Annotated in this window: 15 protein-coding genes, 1 rRNA gene and 1 riboswitch; of the genes, 3 read left to right on the top strand and 13 right to left on the bottom strand. The window is 68.7% G+C overall.

Annotation, left to right across the window (positions count from 1 at the left end; all coding sequences use genetic code 11):
* Nucleotides 1–61 precede the first annotated feature (61 nt).
* Nucleotides 62–1,582, bottom strand: a complete 1,521-nt coding sequence (locus ACZ69M_RS37515) for a glutamate-cysteine ligase family protein (protein ID WP_470057074.1) — start codon at nucleotides 1,580–1,582, stop codon at nucleotides 62–64.
* Between the two features lie 537 nt (nucleotides 1,583–2,119).
* On the opposite strand from ACZ69M_RS37515, the gene ACZ69M_RS37510 reads away from it, so the two are divergent.
* Complete coding sequence (locus ACZ69M_RS37510) at nucleotides 2,120–2,704, top strand: hypothetical protein (protein ID WP_470057073.1); 585 nt, start codon at nucleotides 2,120–2,122, stop codon at nucleotides 2,702–2,704.
* 392 nt (nucleotides 2,705–3,096) lie between these two features.
* Nucleotides 3,097–3,303 carry a DUF5999 family protein gene (locus ACZ69M_RS37505; RefSeq protein WP_054229126.1) on the top strand — a complete coding sequence of 69 codons (207 nt, stop codon included), beginning with the start codon at nucleotides 3,097–3,099 and terminating at the stop codon, nucleotides 3,301–3,303.
* Between the two features lie 99 nt (nucleotides 3,304–3,402).
* On the opposite strand, the gene gcvP is transcribed toward ACZ69M_RS37505, so the two are convergent.
* Entirely contained in the window at nucleotides 3,403–6,288 is a 2,886-nt protein-coding gene (gcvP, locus tag ACZ69M_RS37500; RefSeq protein WP_470057071.1) for an aminomethyl-transferring glycine dehydrogenase, read from the bottom strand.
* A 180-nt stretch (nucleotides 6,289–6,468) separates the two neighbouring features.
* Nucleotides 6,469–6,564, bottom strand: a riboswitch (glycine riboswitch).
* Nucleotides 6,565–6,678: 114 nt separating this feature from the next.
* Here gcvP and ACZ69M_RS37495 point away from each other — a divergent pair.
* Nucleotides 6,679–7,050, top strand: coding sequence for a PRC-barrel domain-containing protein (locus tag ACZ69M_RS37495; RefSeq protein WP_054229128.1), 372 nt, complete (start codon nucleotides 6,679–6,681; stop codon nucleotides 7,048–7,050).
* Between the two features lie 91 nt (nucleotides 7,051–7,141).
* Here ACZ69M_RS37495 and ACZ69M_RS37490 read toward each other — a convergent pair whose 3' ends face one another.
* The 11 genes from ACZ69M_RS37490 to rrf all read right to left on the bottom strand — a co-directional run.
* Nucleotides 7,142–8,536 carry a DNA polymerase IV gene (locus ACZ69M_RS37490; protein ID WP_470057069.1) on the bottom strand — a complete coding sequence of 465 codons (1,395 nt, stop codon included), beginning with the start codon at nucleotides 8,534–8,536 and terminating at the stop codon, nucleotides 7,142–7,144.
* Between the two features lie 44 nt (nucleotides 8,537–8,580).
* Complete coding sequence (locus ACZ69M_RS37485; RefSeq protein WP_470057067.1) at nucleotides 8,581–9,264, bottom strand: MerR family transcriptional regulator; 684 nt, start codon at nucleotides 9,262–9,264, stop codon at nucleotides 8,581–8,583.
* 291 nt (nucleotides 9,265–9,555) lie between these two features.
* Nucleotides 9,556–10,029, bottom strand: a complete 474-nt coding sequence (locus ACZ69M_RS37480) for a bifunctional nuclease family protein (RefSeq protein WP_006123076.1) — start codon at nucleotides 10,027–10,029, stop codon at nucleotides 9,556–9,558.
* Between the two features lie 85 nt (nucleotides 10,030–10,114).
* Complete coding sequence (gene ftsR / locus ACZ69M_RS37475; protein ID WP_470057065.1) at nucleotides 10,115–10,879, bottom strand: transcriptional regulator FtsR; 765 nt, start codon at nucleotides 10,877–10,879, stop codon at nucleotides 10,115–10,117.
* Nucleotides 10,880–10,921: 42 nt separating this feature from the next.
* Complete coding sequence (locus ACZ69M_RS37470; RefSeq protein WP_382246080.1) at nucleotides 10,922–11,887, bottom strand: FHA domain-containing protein; 966 nt, start codon at nucleotides 11,885–11,887, stop codon at nucleotides 10,922–10,924.
* Nucleotides 11,888–11,948: 61 nt separating this feature from the next.
* Complete coding sequence (locus tag ACZ69M_RS37465) at nucleotides 11,949–12,791, bottom strand: DUF881 domain-containing protein (RefSeq protein WP_470057062.1); 843 nt, start codon at nucleotides 12,789–12,791, stop codon at nucleotides 11,949–11,951.
* Nucleotides 12,792–12,796: 5 nt separating this feature from the next.
* Nucleotides 12,797–13,129, bottom strand: coding sequence for a small basic family protein (locus ACZ69M_RS37460; protein ID WP_003988855.1), 333 nt, complete (start codon nucleotides 13,127–13,129; stop codon nucleotides 12,797–12,799).
* Nucleotides 13,126–14,022: a DUF881 domain-containing protein gene (locus tag ACZ69M_RS37455; RefSeq protein WP_470057060.1), complete on the bottom strand. Its 897-nt coding sequence runs from the start codon at nucleotides 14,020–14,022 to the stop codon at nucleotides 13,126–13,128. Before ACZ69M_RS37455 ends, ACZ69M_RS37460 begins: the two co-directional genes overlap by 4 nt.
* A 107-nt stretch (nucleotides 14,023–14,129) precedes the next feature.
* Nucleotides 14,130–16,625: a mannose-1-phosphate guanyltransferase gene (locus ACZ69M_RS37450; protein WP_352053065.1), complete on the bottom strand. Its 2,496-nt coding sequence runs from the start codon at nucleotides 16,623–16,625 to the stop codon at nucleotides 14,130–14,132.
* A 116-nt stretch (nucleotides 16,626–16,741) separates the two neighbouring features.
* Nucleotides 16,742–17,350, bottom strand: coding sequence for a CDP-alcohol phosphatidyltransferase family protein (locus ACZ69M_RS37445; RefSeq protein ID WP_470057058.1), 609 nt, complete (start codon nucleotides 17,348–17,350; stop codon nucleotides 16,742–16,744).
* 166 nt (nucleotides 17,351–17,516) lie between these two features.
* Nucleotides 17,517–17,607 (bottom strand): 5S ribosomal RNA (gene rrf / locus ACZ69M_RS37440); the annotation flags it as partial.

The following is a 17,607-nucleotide window of genomic DNA, read 5'->3' as shown; positions in this document are numbered from 1 at the left end:
ATCGGGGACACCGACTCGGGGAGCTCATCCCCACACCCCCGATACGACCGGGCCGCCCCGATCAGCCCAGCGGTACCGGCTCCGGCAGTCCCACCGGCCAGGTGTGCACGGGCTCACCGAGGTGCATCAGCTCGCCGTAGCGCCGGGTGGTCGCGGCCAGCGCGGCGTCCCTCGCGAGACCCTTCTCCAACGCCTGGTGGAAGGTGGCCGCCTGCCAGGTCGCACCGTTGGCACGCAGCCGGCACCGGTCCTCGATCACCCCCAGGTAGTAGTCCCGGTCGGCCGGCTCGACGCCCCACGCGTCCAGCCCCGCCGCGGCGAGCGGCAGCAGTTCGTCACGGACCAGGTGCACGGCCTCGACCTTCGCGGTGGTACCCCCGTACCGTCCCCGCCGCGGCCACTCCAGCCGCGCGTCGATGCCATGGCGGCAGGCCGCGTCGAAGTTGGCCGCCGCGGACTCGAACGACAGCCGTGTCCACACGGGCCGCGCCTCCTCGGCGAGCGCACGCACGACCCCGTAGTAGAACGCCGCGTTGGCGACGACATCGGTGACGGTGGGACCGGCGGGCAGCACCCGGTTCTCGACGCGCAGGTGCGGGACTCCGTCGGCGACGTCGTACACGGGCCGGTTCCAGCGGTAGACCGTGCCGTTGTGCAGCACGAGTTCGGCGAGCCTGGGAATGCCTCCGGCGTCGAGGACCGCGAGGGGGTCCTCCCCGTCACTGATGGGCAGCAGAGGCGGGAAGAAGCGCAGGTTCTCCTCGAAGAGGTCGTACGCCGAGGAGATCCACCGCTCGCCGAACCAGGTGCGCGGACGCACCCCCTGCGCCTGGAGCTCGGGCGGGCGGGTGTCGGTGGACTGCTGGAACAGCGGCGGCCGCGACTCGCGCCACAGCTCACGGCCGAACAGGAAGGGCGAGTTGGCACCGATCGCGACCTGCACGGCGGCAACGGCCTGCGCCGCGTTCCACACGTCCGCGAAGCGCGCCGGGGTGACCTGGAGGTGCAACTGCACGGAGGTGCAAGCGGCCTCGGGTGCGATGGACTTCGAGGTACAGACGAGGCGCTCCACCCCGTCGATGTCGAGCACGAAGTCCTCGCCACGGGCGGCCACGATCTGATCGTTGAGCAGGGTGTAGCGATCGACGTCCGACAGGTTCGAGGAGACCAGGTCGTCACGGTCGAGCGTCGGTAGAATCCCGATCATCATGATTCCCGCGTCGAGTTCGCCGGCCTTTCGATGGGCATATGCGAGCGACGTGTGCAGCTCCTCGGCGAGCCGGTCGAATACCCGCCCGTCCAATCGATGTGGGGCTATGTTGACTTCCAGGTTGAACATGGCAAGTTCTGTTTGAAAGTCTCGGCTCGCAATCCTTTCGAGTACTTGCGCATTCATCATCCTGGGCATGCCGTCGGGCCCGGCGAGATTCAGTTCGATCTCCAGTCCCATGAGATTCTTCGGGCGATCGAACCGCTTCTCCTCCAGCAGCCGCGCCAGCCCCGTCAGACACTCCCGGAGCTTGCCTCGGTAGTGCTGGCGATCGGACAGGTCGAACGACGCTGCCACGACCTTCTCTCCCATCGAAGCGTCCCTCCTCGAATGGGCAGGCCGATCCTCCGGCCCCTGCCGTCCCGGAGGATGATGCCCAGGCAACACGATCGATAACGCCCTCTACAGCCTCGTCGACCGCTACCCTGGTACCCGTTGTCCGGAGGCACATTCACGGGGCATGAACCAGAGCACAGTTTCAGCCTGACACGATCTCGTGAAAAACGCCGACGAGAATCGGCCGACCGCTCCGGCAAAGCAATCCGAGGTCACCGGCGGGCCCCGACACAGAATCGGGATGAACGTCTCGTTTCGTCGACCGAATATCGCCTTGCTCTTCATATTCAGGACAGCTAGATGAAACACCATCTGAACACGTGTCGTATAAACTCCGCAAACGAGGCGGAGAGTTGGCGCTCGCGGTCCCAGGTCCTGTCGTCGAGGTGACATGCGGCAGGCGACATCCTGTCGGCAGATCCAGACCCCTCGCCCCTCCGACCCCGAGAGCTGACAGCGCCGTCCGCCCCGGCCCTCGCGCCACTGTGCCTGTCGAATGAGAGGCGACCCACCATGCCGCTGCATGTCCCCCCGGCTCCCTCGCCCGCCCTGCGCACCGTCCTCACGGCACTCGGTTCCCCCACCGCAGTCCGCGAGGCCCGCACCCCGTCCCTACGCATGGCCCAGGGACCCGTCACCCCCGAACTCCCGTTGCCCGTACACGTTCTGGACCGCATCGCACCGGCCGGCGCCTCCACCACCCGGCTCGCCGGATGGCGCTTCCTGATCCGCTGCGGCGAGCGGTCGGTGGCCGCGGCCGACACCATGCTCACTGCCGACGGCTGGGCCTTCTCGCACTTCTTCGAAGGCCCCTACATCGCCTCCACCGAGCGCGCCCTGCGTCACGCCGAGAACATGAGCCAGCCGTACCAGCCGCGGCTGCTGTCCGTTCCCGAGCTCTACATGCTCACCCTCTGGCTGCACGGCGACTGCGCCGCGGACGGCGCCACCGGGCACCCGGCCGCCACCGATCTCCTGGTGCCGCTGGCGCCCGCGCCGCCCGGTATCGCCGCGCATCGCCCGCACCGCGTCGCCGAACTCCTCCCGGTCCTCACACACCGGCTCTCTCCCGCCCCACTGCTCAGCTCGCCCGCCTGATCACCCACCCGGAGAAGCACACCAAGCGCAACGCCCCGTGCCCCGCTACCGTTGTCCCGGTCGCGGGGCACGCTGCCGCCCGAACCCGTCCGCTCGTTCGGGCCCCACAGCGCTCGTACGAGGGACAACGCCCCCTCCACCCCGACCGGACTAGCCCCATCCGGCCACCGCGAACCCCCCGAAGGGACCGTGCAGTTGGACTGAACCGTCCGCACGGGTGACGCGTCTCCAACCTGTGAGGAGCGCTGCTGCGAAATCCCTGCGGATTGACGCCCGTAGGGCAACACTGGGTTCCAAACACACGCCACCGGGGGGCGGCCATGAGCACTTCAAGCCGCGGGAAAGACACCACAGTCACCACTCATCTCTCATCCCAGCGAAAGATCCCATCCATGTGCCAGCACCAGCCACCGTGTCCGACAGCCGAATCAGCCGACCGGGAGTCCGCCCGTCTCGTGGCGCACCACCCGGAGCAGGGATGGAGCCTGCTGTGCAACGGCGTTCTGCTCTTCGAGGACACCGGTGAGCTCCTGCCCGACGGCCAGATCATCGCCCCGCACCGCCCCCAGGGCAGCGAGCACGTGATGACGGCCGCCTGAGCCGCACAACCGGGTGGCGGTGACCACCGCCCGGACATGGAGAGGGGCCGGCCCGGAGACGTGATCTCCGAACCGGCCCCGACGCGTATCCGAGGGTGACTACTCTTCGTAAGCGTCCAGCGGCGGGCAGGAACAGACCAGGTTCCGGTCGCCGTACGCCTGGTCGATGCGGCGCACCGGCGGCCAGTACTTGTCCGCGGCCGAGACACCGGCCGGGAAGACGGCCTCCTCGCGGGTGTACTCGTGCTTCCACTCGCCACCGAGCGCGGCGGCGGTGTGCGGCGCGTTCCGCAGCGGGTTGTCCTCGGCCGCCCAGACGCCCGAGCCGACCTTGTCGATCTCCGCACGAATGGCGATCATCGCGTCGCAGAACCGGTCGAGCTCGATCAGGTCCTCGGACTCGGTGGGCTCGATCATCAGCGTGCCGGCCACCGGGAAGGACATCGTCGGCGCGTGGAAGCCGTAGTCGATGAGCCGCTTGGCGATGTCGTCGACGCTGACGCCCGTCGCCTTGGTCAGCGGCCGCAGATCGATGATGCACTCGTGCGCGACGAGCCCGCCGGGACCGGTGTAGAGCACCGGGAAGTGCGGCTCCAGGCGCTTGGCGATGTAGTTCGCGGACAGCACCGCCACCTGCGTGGCCCGCTTGAGGCCCTCGCCGCCCATGAGACGGACGTACGCCCAGGAGATGGGCAGAATGCCCGCCGAGCCCCAGGGAGCGGCGGAGATCGGTCCCACGCCGGTCTCTGGGCCGGCCGCGGGCTGCAGCGGGTGGTTCGGCAGGTACGGCGCCAGGTGCGCGCGTACGCCGACCGGGCCCACGCCCGGACCGCCGCCGCCGTGCGGGATGCAGAACGTCTTGTGCAGGTTCAGGTGGGAGACGTCACCGCCGAAGTGGCCCGGCTTGGCGAGGCCCACCAGCGCGTTGAGGTTGGCGCCGTCGACGTACACCTGCCCGCCCGCCTCGTGCACCTGCGCGCAGATGTCGGCGACGTGCTCCTCGAACACACCGTGCGTCGAGGGGTAGGTGATCATCAGCACCGCGAGCTCGTCGCGGTGCTGCTCGATCTTCGCGCGCAGGTCCTCGACGTCGATCTCGCCGTCCTCGGCGGTCTTCACGACGACGACCTTCATGCCGGCCATCACGGCGCTCGCGGCGTTCGTGCCGTGCGCGGAGGACGGGATCAGGCAGACCGTGCGCTGGTCATCGCCGTTGGCCCGGTGGTAGCCGCGTACGGCCAGCAACCCGGCCAGCTCGCCCTGGGAGCCCGCGTTCGGCTGGAGCGACACCTTGTCGTACCCGGTGACCTCGGCGAGCCGCTCCTCCAGCTCCTGGATGAGGGTGAGATAGCCCTGCGCCTGCTCGGCGGGCACGAAGGGGTGCAGCTGGCCGAACTCGGGCCAGGTGACGGGCTCCATCTCGGTGGTCGCGTTGAGCTTCATGGTGCACGAGCCCAGCGGGATCATGCCGCGGTCGAGCGCGTAGTCGCGGTCGGACAGCTTGCGCAGGTAGCGCAGCATCGCGGTCTCGGAGCGGTACTGGTGGAAGACCGGGTGCGTGAGGTAGTCGTCGGTGCGCAGCAGCGCCGCGGGCAGCGTGTCCTCGGCGACGGCGTCCAGGGCCTCGATGTCACCGTCGACGCCGAACGCGGTCCAGACGGCGCCCACCTGCTTGCGGGCGGTGGTCTCGTCGCACGCGATCGACACGTGGTCGGCGTCGACGAGGTGGAGGTTGACACCTCCGTCGCGCGCGCCCGCCACGACCTCGGCGGCGCGGCCCGGCACCCGCGCGGTCAGCGTGTCGAAGTAGGCGCCGTGCACCACCTCGACCCCGCCGGCCGTCAGGCCCGCGGCGAGGATCGTGGCGTACCGGTGCGTACGCCGCGCGATGGTCCGCAGCCCCTCGGGACCGTGGTAGACGGCGTACATGCCGGCCATCACCGCGAGCAGCACCTGCGCCGTGCAGATGTTGCTGGTCGCCTTCTCGCGGCGGATGTGCTGCTCCCGCGTCTGCAGGGCGAGCCGGTACGCCTTGTGTCCGTCGGCGTCCACGGAGACACCCACCAGCCGGCCGGGCAGGCTGCGCGCGAACTTCTCACGCACCGCCATGTATCCGGCGTGCGGACCGCCGAAGCCCATCGGCACGCCGAAGCGCTGGGTCGTACCGATCGCGATGTCGGCGCCGAGCTCACCGGGCGAGGCGAGCAGCGTGAGGGCGAGCAGGTCGGCGGCGACCGTGACGACCGCGCCGAGCTCGTGCGCCTGCTCGATGACGGGCTTCAGGTCGCGTACGGCACCGGAGGCGCCCGGGTACTGGATCAGCACGCCGTTGATCTCACGCCCGGCGATCTCGGCCGGGATGCCCTCGCCCAGGTCGGCGACGACGACCTCGACGCCGGTCGGCTCCGCGCGGGTCTCGATGACGGCGACGGTCTGCGGCAGGGTGTCCGCGTCGACCAGGAAGAGGCCCTTCTTGTTCTTGCCCATGCGCCGGGACAGCGACATCGCCTCGGCGGCGGCGGTGCCCTCGTCGAGCAGCGAGGCGCCGGAGGTGGGCAGCCCGGTCAGCTCGGCGACGACGGTCTGGAAGTTCAGCAGCGCTTCGAGCCGCCCCTGGGAGATCTCCGGCTGGTACGGCGTGTACGCGGTGTACCAGGCCGGGTTCTCCATGACGTTGCGCAGGATCACCGGCGGCGTGAACGTGCCGTAGTAGCCGAGGCCGATCATCGAGTCGAGCACCTGGTTGCGGTCCGCGAGGGAGCGCAGCTCGGCCAGTACCTCGGCCTCGGTGCGCGCGCCCGGCAGCTCCAGCGCCTCGGCGTTCTTGATGACGTCCGGCACCGCGGCGGCCGTCAGCTCGTCGAGCGAGCCGTACCCGACCTGCGCGAGCATCTTGGCCCGCGCCTCGGGGTCGGGCCCGATGTGGCGCTGCTCGAAGGGGATTCCCTGTTCGAGCTCGGAGAGCGGAATGCGATGGGCGGTCATTGCGGAGGCCTCCTGGTCTGACACGACCTTCGAGGGGCACCACGGCGCGGGTACCCCGACGGCCTCCCCCTCTGTCATCTCAACCTGAGAGCTTCACCGGCCCGCCCGCTCGCTGCGACCCGGCTTTCACCGTCGGTGAGGGCGGAGGCCTTCGACACCCGCCCTGCTTTCCAGAGTGACCTCGTCCGTGCGGTACGTGTGCCTGAGAGATTCCGGGGAGGATTTGCTCCTTCGGCGCCTCCGATGATGTCTGGAGGACTCTCCCGCACGGGGTCAGCAGCCGCTTGCCAGCCTACCAGCGAGGAGAACGCACGAGCTTTCGAGTGGCCACCTTCCCGAATGTGCTCTTTTGTAGTGCTTACGGATGAGTTGCTAGCGAGTGGAGGGACCGTGCAGACCGACATCGATCCGCGCAACCTGATCGGCCGCAAGGCGCTCGACCGCAACGGCGCCAAAATCGGCACGGTCGACGAGGTCTATCTCGACGACGCGACCGGCGTCCCGGAGTGGGCCGCCATACGGACGGGCCTGTTCAGCAGGGACGCCTTCGTCCCGCTGGAGCCCAGCGAAGTCGTCGAGGGCACCCTGCGTGTCCCCTTCGACCGCGCCCTGATCAAGGACGCCCCCGACTTCGGCGTGGGCCGCCACCTCTCTCCCGAACAGGAACTCCAGCTCTACCACCACTACGGCCTGGACGTGACGCCCCCGCCCCCACCCCCGGACCGCGACTTCGGCCGCCTGGCAGGCACGGACGAGGGGTGACTTCTCGGATCGGGCCCCGCCGACGCGCCCCGCGAGGGGCGCGGGGAACTGCGCGGCCCGCCACGAACAACCCGCGACGGCCGAACCGACCTCACCCCCCACGGCGATCGCACACGGCCCCCCTCACCAACGGCAACGGATCAGCCGACTCCAACGCGACATCATCCGTACGAAACGTCCGCACGCGCCCCGGCTCGGAGTAAGGCGTCTCGAACCGCACGGTCACCCTCCCGAGCCCACTCCCCTGCACCCATCCGTGCCCGTACTCCGCATGCCGCACGTCATGCCCCGCAGGCCACCGGCGCTCGGCAGGCGGCGTCTGCTCGGCAGCCACTTCCCCCGCCCCCTCCTCGTCCGGATGCTCCAGCACCGCCGCCTCCCCCGCGGCGGACTCCGCCTCCGCTTGCGCCTGAGCCTGGGCCTGGGCGAACAGGTCCTCCTGCGTGTAGTCCGCGAGCCCCGAGACGCCGACCCCCAGCAGCCGCACGCCCCCGGTCGTGTCCACCGCCTCCAGAAGCCGCGCGGCAGCCTCCCGTACGACACCGGGGTCGTCCGTCGGCCCGCGCAGCGTCTCCGACCGGGTCAGCGTCGAGAAGTCGTACCTCCGCACCTTCAGCACGATGGTCCGCCCGGACAGCCCCGCATCCCGCAACCGCCGCACACACCGGTCGGCGAGCCGCTGGACCTCCATGCCGACCCGCATCCGGTCGTGGATGTCCACGTCGTACGTGTCCTCCACCGACACGGACTTCGTCTCCCGCTCGGCCACCACGGGCCGCTCGTCGTGCGCCAGCGCCATCGCGTACAGCGCGTGCCCGTGCGCCTTCCCCACCAGCCGCACGAGTTCGTCCTCGCCCGCTTCGGCGATCTCGTCGACCGTGGTGATCCCGGCCCGGCGCAGATGGTCCCCGGTCGCGGGCCCGACACCCGGCAGCGTCCGCACCGACATCGGCCCCAGCAGCGCGCGCTCCGTCCCAGGTTCTATGACCACGAGACCGTCGGGCTTCGCCTGCTCCGAAGCGATCTTGGCGAGCATCTTGGACGCGGCGAGCCCCACCGAACCCGTCAGCCCCGTGACGGCCCGGATGTCCGCGCGCAGCTTCGCCCCGACCAGCCGCGCGGAAGCCTCGTCCCAGGCCGCTTCCCCCGCCTCCAGATCGACGAACGCCTCGTCCAGGCTCAGCGGCTCCACCAGCGGCGACAACGCCCCCAGCAGCCCCATCACCTGCTCGCTGACCTCCCGGTAGAGCGTGAAGCGGGGCACGAGATACGCGGCGTTCGGCGCCAGCCGCCGCGCCTGGGCCATGGGCATCGCCGAGTGCACCCCGAAGACCCGCGCCTCGTACGAGGCGGTCGAGACGACTCCGCGGGGTCCGAGCCCGCCCACGACGACGGCCTTCCCGCGCAGGCTCGGCTTGGACGCCTGCTCCGCCGAGGCGAAGAAGGCATCCATGTCGAGATGCAGGATCGTAGGCGCGGTTCTCACATGTCCGATGCTGCCCTACGCCACTGACAATGCCGCTGCGGACCTCAGACGGCCCGATTGCGCCGGCGCGCCAGCTCGTCCGTCGGGTTGTGCCCGACGAGCGTCTCGCCCGTGTCCACACGCTCCCCGTGCAACTGCGAGAGCGCGCTCTCGACGTCCCGCCACACCACGCCCACGGCGATCCCGAAGACGCCCTGACCGCCCTGCAACAGGGCGTGGACCTCGTCGGGCGAGGAGCATTCGTAGACGGTCGCGCCATCGCTCATCAGCGTCATCCGCTCCAGGTCCCGGAAGCCGCGTTCCCTGAGGTGCTGGACCGTGGTGCGGATGTTCTGCAACGACACTCCCGTGTCGAGGAACCGCTTCACGATCTTCAGGACGACGACATCCCGGAAGCTGTAGAGCCGCTGGGTCCCCGACCCATAGGCGGGCCGCACGCTCGGTTCCACCAGACCTGTCCTGGCCCAGTAGTCCAACTGCCGGTAGGTGATGCCCGCGGCGGCACACGCCGTAGGACCGCGGTAGCCGATCTCCTCGGCAGCCGCCCCGCCCTCACCGGACTCACCAGACACCGCTGTCGGCCGCTGCGGAATGTGATCGGCCGCGCTGCCGTGATGGGGGTACCCCCTGCTCGAGCTGAGCCGAGAGCTTGGGGGAGGGTACGGGCCGCTCTCCCCCAGACTTCGTCCGGGGGCACCCCCAGCCGTACCGTCGCCGCTGCTTCTCACGCCGACCTCCGTCCTTGACCTGCCCTCTCGACGGTAGGCAGTCACCGGGGGTGCGTCAACGATCGCCACACTCGGCACGCCGAGTGATAATCACCCTAGGAGTGGTTTCCCGTGTCCCACCGCGGGGAAAGGCTAGCCGAATGCTCTCGGAGCGGGCCGCAGCGCGCCCCACGGGCCACGGGCAATTGCCGCCCCGGAGTCCTGCGATCCAGCGGCTTGCCAGGGGGTGTGCGCCACTGCCTGCTCCCGAGCCCGGGTGTCCGACCGCCCACCCTCGGGCGATCGGTCCACTCACTGGCTGTTGGTCCCGAAGTCCTCGGGCGAGATCTGGTCGAGGAACTCGCGGAACTTCTCCACCTCGTCCTCCTGCTCGTCCGGGATCGCGATGCCGGCGTCGTCGAGCACACCGTCACTGCCGTAGATCGGCGTCCCGGTGCGCAGCGCCAGCGCTATGGCGTCGGACGGACGGGCACTGACCTCGACCCCGCTGGCGAACACCAGCTCCGCGTAGAAGACCCCCTCGCGCAGATCAGTGATGCGCACCTCGGTGAGCTCCTGGCCGACGGCTTCCAGCACGTCCTTGAACAGGTCGTGGGTCAGCGGTCGCGCGGGGGCCATGCCCTGCTGGGCGAAGGCGATCGCCGTCGCCTCCCCCGGTCCGATCCAGATGGGGAGGTAGCGGTCGCCTCCCACTTCACGCAGGAGCACGATCGGTTGGTTGGAGGGCATTTCGACCCGGACACCTACGACATCGAGCTCGTTCACACAGCAACCCTAGGCCGTGCCCGGGATGTTTGGGTAGTCGGGCACAGAACGGGGGGCCGATCCGGACGCCCGGCGGCACTTCGAGTCAGGGCAGCCGGACGCCCAGCGCGGTCTGCACCAGCGCCGCGTGCAGCTTCACCGTGAGCCCCGCCAGCTCCTTCGTACGGGCCTCGGCGTGCGCCCTGGTCTGCGGATTGCGGTGGCGCCGCAAAGGGGCCACCACCTGGTCCACGAGCCCCGCGTCACGTTCGGCCGCGGCCTTCATCGCGCGCAAATGGCGCGGCTCGATCCCGAACCGCCCGAGCTCGACGACGAGCACGGCGACCGTCACCGCCTCAGCGTCATATGCCCCGTCCGCGAGCGGGGCAAGGAGTCCGTACGACTCCCACTCCTGAAGCTCCTGCTCGCCGATCTCGGCGGCGGCCAGCAGCTCCGCACGGCCCACCCGGGCCGCTGTGGGTGCCTCGGGCTCCCCGAAGAGGTCACCGAGCCCACCGAACGGCTCCCCGTCACCGGATTCGCGCTGCCGCCCCACGGACGGCAGCCGCACCGGCTCCCCACGCTCCAGCGCGTCCAGATGCTCGCGGATCACCTTCAACGGCAGATAGTGGTCCCGCTGCATCCGCAGTACGTGCCCCAGGCGCTCGACGTCCGCCTGGCTGAACTTGCGATACCCCGAGGGGGTCCGCTGCGGCTCGATGAGCCCCTCCGACTCCAGGAACCGGATCTTGGAGATCGTGACTTCGGGGAACTCGTCGCGCAGCGTGTTCAGCACCGAGCCGATGCTCATCAGCCCACTGTCCGCTGCGGCGGTACCGCTCCCGGCACCGCCGCTCGGTGATCGAAGCATGGACCTTCCTGAGGGTCCCCCCGGACGGAGTCCGGGGGAGGGTCAGATGCCTCGCTGGCTCGCGTAGAAGACCAGCCGGTACTTGCCGATCTGCACCTCGTCACCGTTCGACAGCGGGACCGAGTCGATTCGCTCCCTGTTGACGTACGTACCGTTCAGGCTGCCCACGTCGGCGACCGTGAACGAGCCGTCCGCGGCGCGACGGAACTCCACATGGCGACGCGACACGGTCACGTCGTCCAGGAAGATGTCGCTCTGTGGATGACGCCCGGCCGTGGTCAGGTCGCTGTCCAGCAGGAAGCGGCTGCCCGAGTTCGGACCGCGGCGCACCACCAGGAGCGCCGAACCGAGCGGCAGCGCGTCGACGGCCGCCTGCGCCTCCGGAGAGAGCGTCGGCATCTGCGTCTGGCCGGTGACCTCGGCGTCGTAGGCCTCGATGCCCGAGATGGAGATCGTGGACGTGGTCTCGGACGGACGCTCCGGGACCGCACCGGGTCGCAGCGGCGCACCGCAGTTGGAGCAGAAGCGGCTGTTCTCCGCGTTGCGGTTACCGCACCTCGTACACACCAGGGCCGACATGGACGGATCCTCCTGCCGCGGCTGCCCCCCAGGGGCATGGGACGCGTACGGGTCGGAGGCGAACCCTCCACCCGCACTTGAGGCTGACGGTTCCCCGAAACCTATGCGTCCGGACTGGGCAGGGTCAACAGACGGCGCGCCCTGACCACCGGGAATGTCACCGACCTGGTCCCGGAACAGCGGGCGGTCGCCGCTCTGGCCCTCCGCGTCTCCATGGCGTGGTGCACGGTGTCGGGCAGTCGCGTTGTCGCTGCCCTCTCCTCGTGCGCTCTTGCCGAACAACTTCGCAAACAACTTCACGGGCGATTCCCCTTGACCGAAACAGACCCGCCCGTGGGGCAGGACGAACACTGATTGAACACACCGGTCGACCCGGACATCCTCACAACGTCCGTATCCACCAGACAGTTTCCACCACGCACCACCCATTCGGTGCGCCGACCCCCCGCAACCTCATGCCCTCGCCGGACGTCGCCCATGCACCCCCGGTTCACTGGGAGGACGACCGAGCGTAGTCAGGCTGCTTCGCAGCCCGCAAGGCATCCACAATGATCTTCGTCGCACGCTCCACCGTGACGGTGGCCTGCTCCTTCTCGAGAGTCTGCACCACACCTCCGGGGATGTTGAGCGCCGGCTCAAGGTCCTGCGGCTTACCGATGACCTTGAAACGATAGGGCTGGGTGATCTTGTTCCCGTCGACGCTCACGCCCTTGCCGGAGTCGGCCAGATAGGTACTGGCGACGACCCGTACACCGTTCACCTGGATCGCCTCCGCACCGGCGGCGCGCAGCTCCTGGATCGCGTCAAGCAGCATGTCCGCCTTGACCGTCCCCTTCGTGTCGTTGATCGTCAGCGTGATGCCGGGTCCCTGCGCCGCCACCGTGCCCGCCAGAATGCCGAGTTGCTTCTCCTTCTCGGCGGTCTGCTTGCGGGCCTCCGCGGCCTGGTTCGAGCTGTTCTCCAGCTCGGTGCGCTGATCTTCGAGACCCTGCTTCTCGTCTTCTAGACGCTGCGTACGGTTGTCGAGTTCATCGAGGATGCGTACGAGATCTTCTTGACGCGCGCCGCGCAGGGCGCTGCCGCTGTCGCTGTTGGAGGCCACCTGAACGGCCAGACCGAAGCCGAGGCCGAACAGCAGCACGGCGACGATGAGTTGCGCCCGCGTGACCCGTGGCGGCCACACCCCCTTCACCAGCCGCTGCCGGCCGGTGAGCGACGGCTCGTCCTTCTCGTCACGCTGCTCGGGCTCCGAACTCTCGGGAGCCGCGGCCGGGACCTCTTCGGGAAGCTCCCTGCGCAGCCGGTTCTCGGGTGTCTCGCCTTCGTTGCTCATCGGCCTCACGCCCGGAAGACATGCCGGCGGATCGCCGCGGCGTTGGAGAAGATGCGGATGCCGAGGACGACCACGACGCCGGTGGAGAGTTGGGCGCCCACACCCAACTTGTCGCCCAGGAAGACGATCAGTGCGGCCACGACCACGTTCGACAGGAAGGAGACCACGAAGACCTTGTCGTCGAAGATGCCGTCGAGCATCGCCCGCAGCCCTCCGAAGACGGCGTCCAGCGCCGCCACGACGGCGATCGGAAGGTAAGGCTCGACGACCGCCGGAACCTCGGGCCGGACCAACAATCCAGCCACGACTCCCACGACGAGGCCCAGTACGGCGATCACGATGTGCCCTTCTCTGTGCTCGGCTGTGCTGTACGTACGATCACACTCGGTGCGGCGGACAACTGGACGTCCTTTTCGACGGAAATGGCGGTCCGGATGCCGTAGTTCTCCTGCAGGGCGTGCAGATACAGGCCGTCGGCACCGTTCTGGAACCTGGTGCTGAGCCGCTCGCCGTCCCCCACCGCCAGCACCGTGTAGGGCGGCACCAGCGGCTTGTTGTCGACCAGTATCGCGTCACCCGCCGCCCTGATCGCCGACAGTGCCGTCAGCCGCTGCCCGTTGATCGAGACGGCCTCCGCGCCGGACTCCCAGAGCCCGTTGACGACCCGCTGCATGTCACGGTCGCGAACGCGCCCGGTGTCGGAGAACCCGCTGGTCTCCCGAGGATTCCCGTCGCCGCCCTCGGTGGCTTCCTTGGCATCGTCCACGACGAGCTTCACACCGGGCCCGTGGACGGCGACGGCACCCGACAGGACGCCCACCAGATCGGCCTGACCGCTGCCACCCTGCTTCTTCAGCGCCTCGTTCTGCCGGGCGCTCACATCGTCGCGCAGGGTGTCGACGCCGCTCTCGAGCTTGTCCGCGGCCGCGGTCTCTCGCTCGACGCGGTCGATGAGCTCCTGGCGCTCCTTGGCGACGACCGGTGCCGCGATCCGCGCGTTCGCCGCGCCCACGGTCACCACCAGGGCCGCGAGGACGAGACCGGCCGCGAGGCCCAGCTTCGCCCGCACCGTCTTCGGCATGCCACCGGCACCCTCGGTCTGCCTACGGGCGGCGGCCTCGGCATATCCGTCGTCGAGGCTGTGATCCATGACGTTGGTGAGCAGCGACATGGAGGCGTCCGGGCGCGGGGGGCGCGGAGGTGTGCTCCGAATGGGGGGCTGCTGCGGCATGCCGCACATCGTCGCACGTCGTGGGCGCTACCTCCGAATGGCCCCACCGGCGTGCCGGACAGGCCCCTTTGGGGGCACTTGTCCGGCACGCACGTGTGCTGTCCGTTTCAGCGACCTGCGCTGTCCACGACGGCAGCCCACTCGTCGAGCAGGGCCTCCGCAGACGCGTCGTCAGGCCCCTCCGCCCACAGATGCGTCACCGCCTCGGCGGGGTCGGGAAGCACCATCACCCAGCGCCCGTCCGTCTCCACGACCCGCACGCCGTCGGTCGTGTCCACGAACCGGTCCCCGGCCGCCTCCACGACCCGGCGCATCACCAGGCCCTTGACGGCCCAAGGAGTGGCCAGGTCGCGCTTGAGGACGTGCGCCCGCGGAATACGCGCGTCGATCTGGCTCAGCGTGAGCTGCGTCCGCGCCACCAGCCCGATCAGTCGTACGAAAGCCGCCGCGCCGTCGAAGACGCTGCTGAACTCCGGAATGATGAATCCGCCGCGCCCGTCACCGCCGAAGATCGTCGACTCCTCGCGTCCGACCCTCGTCAGATCGTCCGGAGACGTCGTCGTCCACTCCACCTGCGTCCCGTGGTACGCCGCCACCTGCTCGGCGATCCGCGTGGTGGTCACCGGCAGCGCCACCCGCCCACTGCGCCGCTCCGCGGCCACCAGGTCGAGCATGACCAGCAGGGCCCGGTCGTCCTCGACGATCCGTCCCTTCTCGTCGACGAGCGAGAGCCGCTCGCCCACCGGGTCGAAACGCACCCCGAACGCGGCCCGCGCGGACGCGACGATCTCGCCCAGCCGCACCAGACCGGCCCGCCGCGTGTCCGTCGTCTCCGTGGGCCTCGATTCGTCGAGACCGGGATTGATGGTCAGGGAGTCCACACCGAGCTTGCCCAACAGACTGGGCAACACCAGCCCCGCACTGCCGTTCGAGGCGTCCACGACCACCTTCAGACCGGATTCGGTGATACCGGTGGTGTCGACATTCCTGAGCAGTGATCCGGTGTACGAGTCGAAGACGCTGGCCGGGAAGTGCAGATCTCCGATCTCCCCCGGGAACGCACGCCGGTACTCCTGCCGCGCGAACACCCGGTCCAGCTTGCGCTGGCCGCCTTGCGACAGGTCGGCACCCTGTCCGTCGAAGAACATGATGTCGACGGAGTCCGGGACCCCGGGCGTCGTACGGATCATGATCCCGCCCGCACTGCCCCTGGCGGTCTGCTGACGAGCCACTGGCAGCGGTACGTTCTCCAGATCGCGTACGTCGATGGCGCTGGCCTGCAGCGCCGAGATGACCGCCCGCTTCAGCGCACGGGCGCCTCGGGAGTGGTCGCGGGCCGTGGTGACGGTGGAGCCCTTCTTGAGCGTCGTCGCATACGCCCCCGCCAGGCGCACGGCGAGCTCCGGAGTGATCTCCACGTTCAGGATTCCGGTGACACCGCGCGCGCCGAAGAGATGCGCCTGACCGCGCGACTCCCAGATCACCGAGGTGTTGACGAAGGCGCCGGCCTCGATGGTCTTGAACGGATAGACGCGTACGTTTCCCTGGATGATCGATTCTTCACCGACGAGGCATTCGTCGCCGATGACAGCGCCGTCCTCGATCCTCGCGGCCCGCATGATGTCGGTGTTCTTCCCGATCACGCAGCCCCGCAAATTGCTGTGCTGGCCGATGTACACGTTGTCGTGGACCACGGCCCGGTGCAGAAAGGCCCCACTCTTGACGACGACGTTGGAGCCGACGACGGTGTGCTCGCGGATTTCGGCGTCCGCTTCGACCTTGGCGTAGTCGCCGATGTAGAGCGGGCCGCGCAGTACGGCGTCGGGGTGCACTTCGGCGCCTTCGGCGACCCATACGCCCGGGGAGATCTCGAAACCGTCGATCTCGACGTCGACCTTGCCCTCGAGGACGTCAGCCTGCGCTTTCACATAGCTCTCGTGGGTGCCGACGTCCTCCCAGTAGCCCTCGGCGATATAGCCGAAGACCGGCTTGCCCTCCTTCATCAGCTGAGGAAAGACATCGCCGGACCAGTCGACCGAGACATCGGCCTCGACGTAGTCGAAGACTTCGGGCTCCATCACGTAGATACCCGTGTTGACGGTGTCGGAGAAGACCTGGCCCCAGGTGGGTTTCTCCAGGAAGCGCTCGACCTTGCCCTCTTCGTCCACGATGGTGATGCCGAATTCAAGGGGGTTCGGCACACGCGTCAGACAGACGGTGACCATCGCACCCTTTTCCTTGTGGAAATTGATGAGGTCGGTGAGATCGAAGTCGGTCAGGGCGTCACCGGAGATCACCAGGAAGGTGTCGTCCTTCAACGCCTCCTCGGCGTTCTTGACGCTCCCGGCAGTACCGAGTGGCTTCTCCTCATTGGCATAGGTGAGCTCCATACCGAGCTCCTCGCCGTCACCGAAGTAGTTCTTGACCAGCGAGGCCAAGAACTGGACAGTAACGACGGTCTCATTGAGCCCATGCCTTTTGAGCAGCCGCAGCACGTGCTCCATGATCGGGCGGTTCACCACCGGCAGGAGCGGCTTGGGCATGCTTGAGGTCATGGGACGAAGGCGTGTGCCTTCGCCTCCGGCCATCACGACGGCCTTCATGTCGGAAGCGTCCTCCTTGAAGAGACGACGGTCTGGCCGACTTCACCCGTCCTGATTGTCCCGCAGCTTTCGAGTGCGGGCCATCCGGGAGCTTCAACTGCCCCATCGGGCCGAGCTCAATCGGCCATGGCGTCCGCCCTGAGAAGCCGGCGGACCTGGACCACGTAGAGGACTCCTGCCCACCAATAGAGGGTTGTACCCCACCCGGCGAACGCCCATCCGAAAATCGCGGCGAGTGACGCGAGCCATCCGCTTCCGTCGCTGAGCAGCAACAGAGGGAAGGCGTACATCAGGTTGAAGGTGGCCGCCTTCCCAAGGAAGTTCACCTGCAGCGGCGGATAGCCGTGACGCCGGAGGACTGCCACGACCACCAGCAGAACCAGCTCACGCGCCAGCAGCACAGACGTCAACCACAGCGGCAGAATCTCACGCCAGGTGAGCCCCACAAGAGTGGACAGAATGTAGAGCCGGTCCGCCGCGGGATCGAGCAGCCGGCCGAGGCTGCTGATTTGATTCCAGCGCCGCGCGAGCTTCCCGTCGAGATAGTCAGTGACGCCGCTCAACATGAGCACGAGCAGCGCCCAGCCGTCACTCTTGGGGCCGCCGAACTCGGGCCGGAGGATCAGCCACAGGAAGACGGGTACGCCGACGAGGCGCGCCATGCTGAGGATGTTCGGGATGGTGAGGACCCGGTCCGTCTGGACGCGGGTCTCCTGGACCTCCACCCGGGGGCCTCCTGTGGGAAACGAGCCAACGATGCCCCCTGACCTTACCCGCAGCGCTCGCGTCGAGGTGCGGAGGGGTGGCGGAGCCACCGCGAAAACGGACCTGGCCCTGAACGCAGAAAACCCCCGTACCGATTTCCCGGTACGGGGGTTCTCCCTACAATTTGTTCGGCGGCGTCCTACTCTCCCACAGGGTCCCCCCTGCAGTACCATCGGCGCTGTGAGGCTTAGCTTCCGGGTTCGGAATGTAACCGGGC

Source organism: Streptomyces sp. NPDC107454 (assembly GCF_055582885.1).
This window is presented reverse-complemented; position numbering and strand designations above follow the sequence as displayed.

Excerpts from the sequence above, each read along its gene's own strand:
- ACZ69M_RS37515 (WP_470057074.1), bottom strand. The coding sequence starts at position 1,582 with ATGGGAGAGAAGGTCGTGGCAGCGTCGTTCGACCTGTCCGATCGCCAG.
- ACZ69M_RS37510 (WP_470057073.1), top strand. The coding sequence starts at position 2,120 with ATGCCGCTGCATGTCCCCCCGGCTCCCTCGCCCGCCCTGCGCACCGTC.
- ACZ69M_RS37505 (WP_054229126.1), top strand. The coding sequence starts at position 3,097 with ATGTGCCAGCACCAGCCACCGTGTCCGACAGCCGAATCAGCCGACCGG.
- gcvP (WP_470057071.1), bottom strand. The coding sequence starts at position 6,288 with ATGACCGCCCATCGCATTCCGCTCTCCGAGCTCGAACAGGGAATCCCC.
- ftsR (WP_470057065.1), bottom strand. The coding sequence starts at position 10,879 with ATGCTTCGATCACCGAGCGGCGGTGCCGGGAGCGGTACCGCCGCAGCG.
- ACZ69M_RS37470 (WP_382246080.1), bottom strand. The coding sequence starts at position 11,887 with ATGGGTGGTGCGTGGTGGAAACTGTCTGGTGGATACGGACGTTGTGAG.
- ACZ69M_RS37465 (WP_470057062.1), bottom strand. The coding sequence starts at position 12,791 with ATGAGCAACGAAGGCGAGACACCCGAGAACCGGCTGCGCAGGGAGCTT.
- ACZ69M_RS37455 (WP_470057060.1), bottom strand. The coding sequence starts at position 14,022 with ATGCCGCAGCAGCCCCCCATTCGGAGCACACCTCCGCGCCCCCCGCGC.
- ACZ69M_RS37450 (WP_352053065.1), bottom strand. The coding sequence starts at position 16,625 with ATGAAGGCCGTCGTGATGGCCGGAGGCGAAGGCACACGCCTTCGTCCC.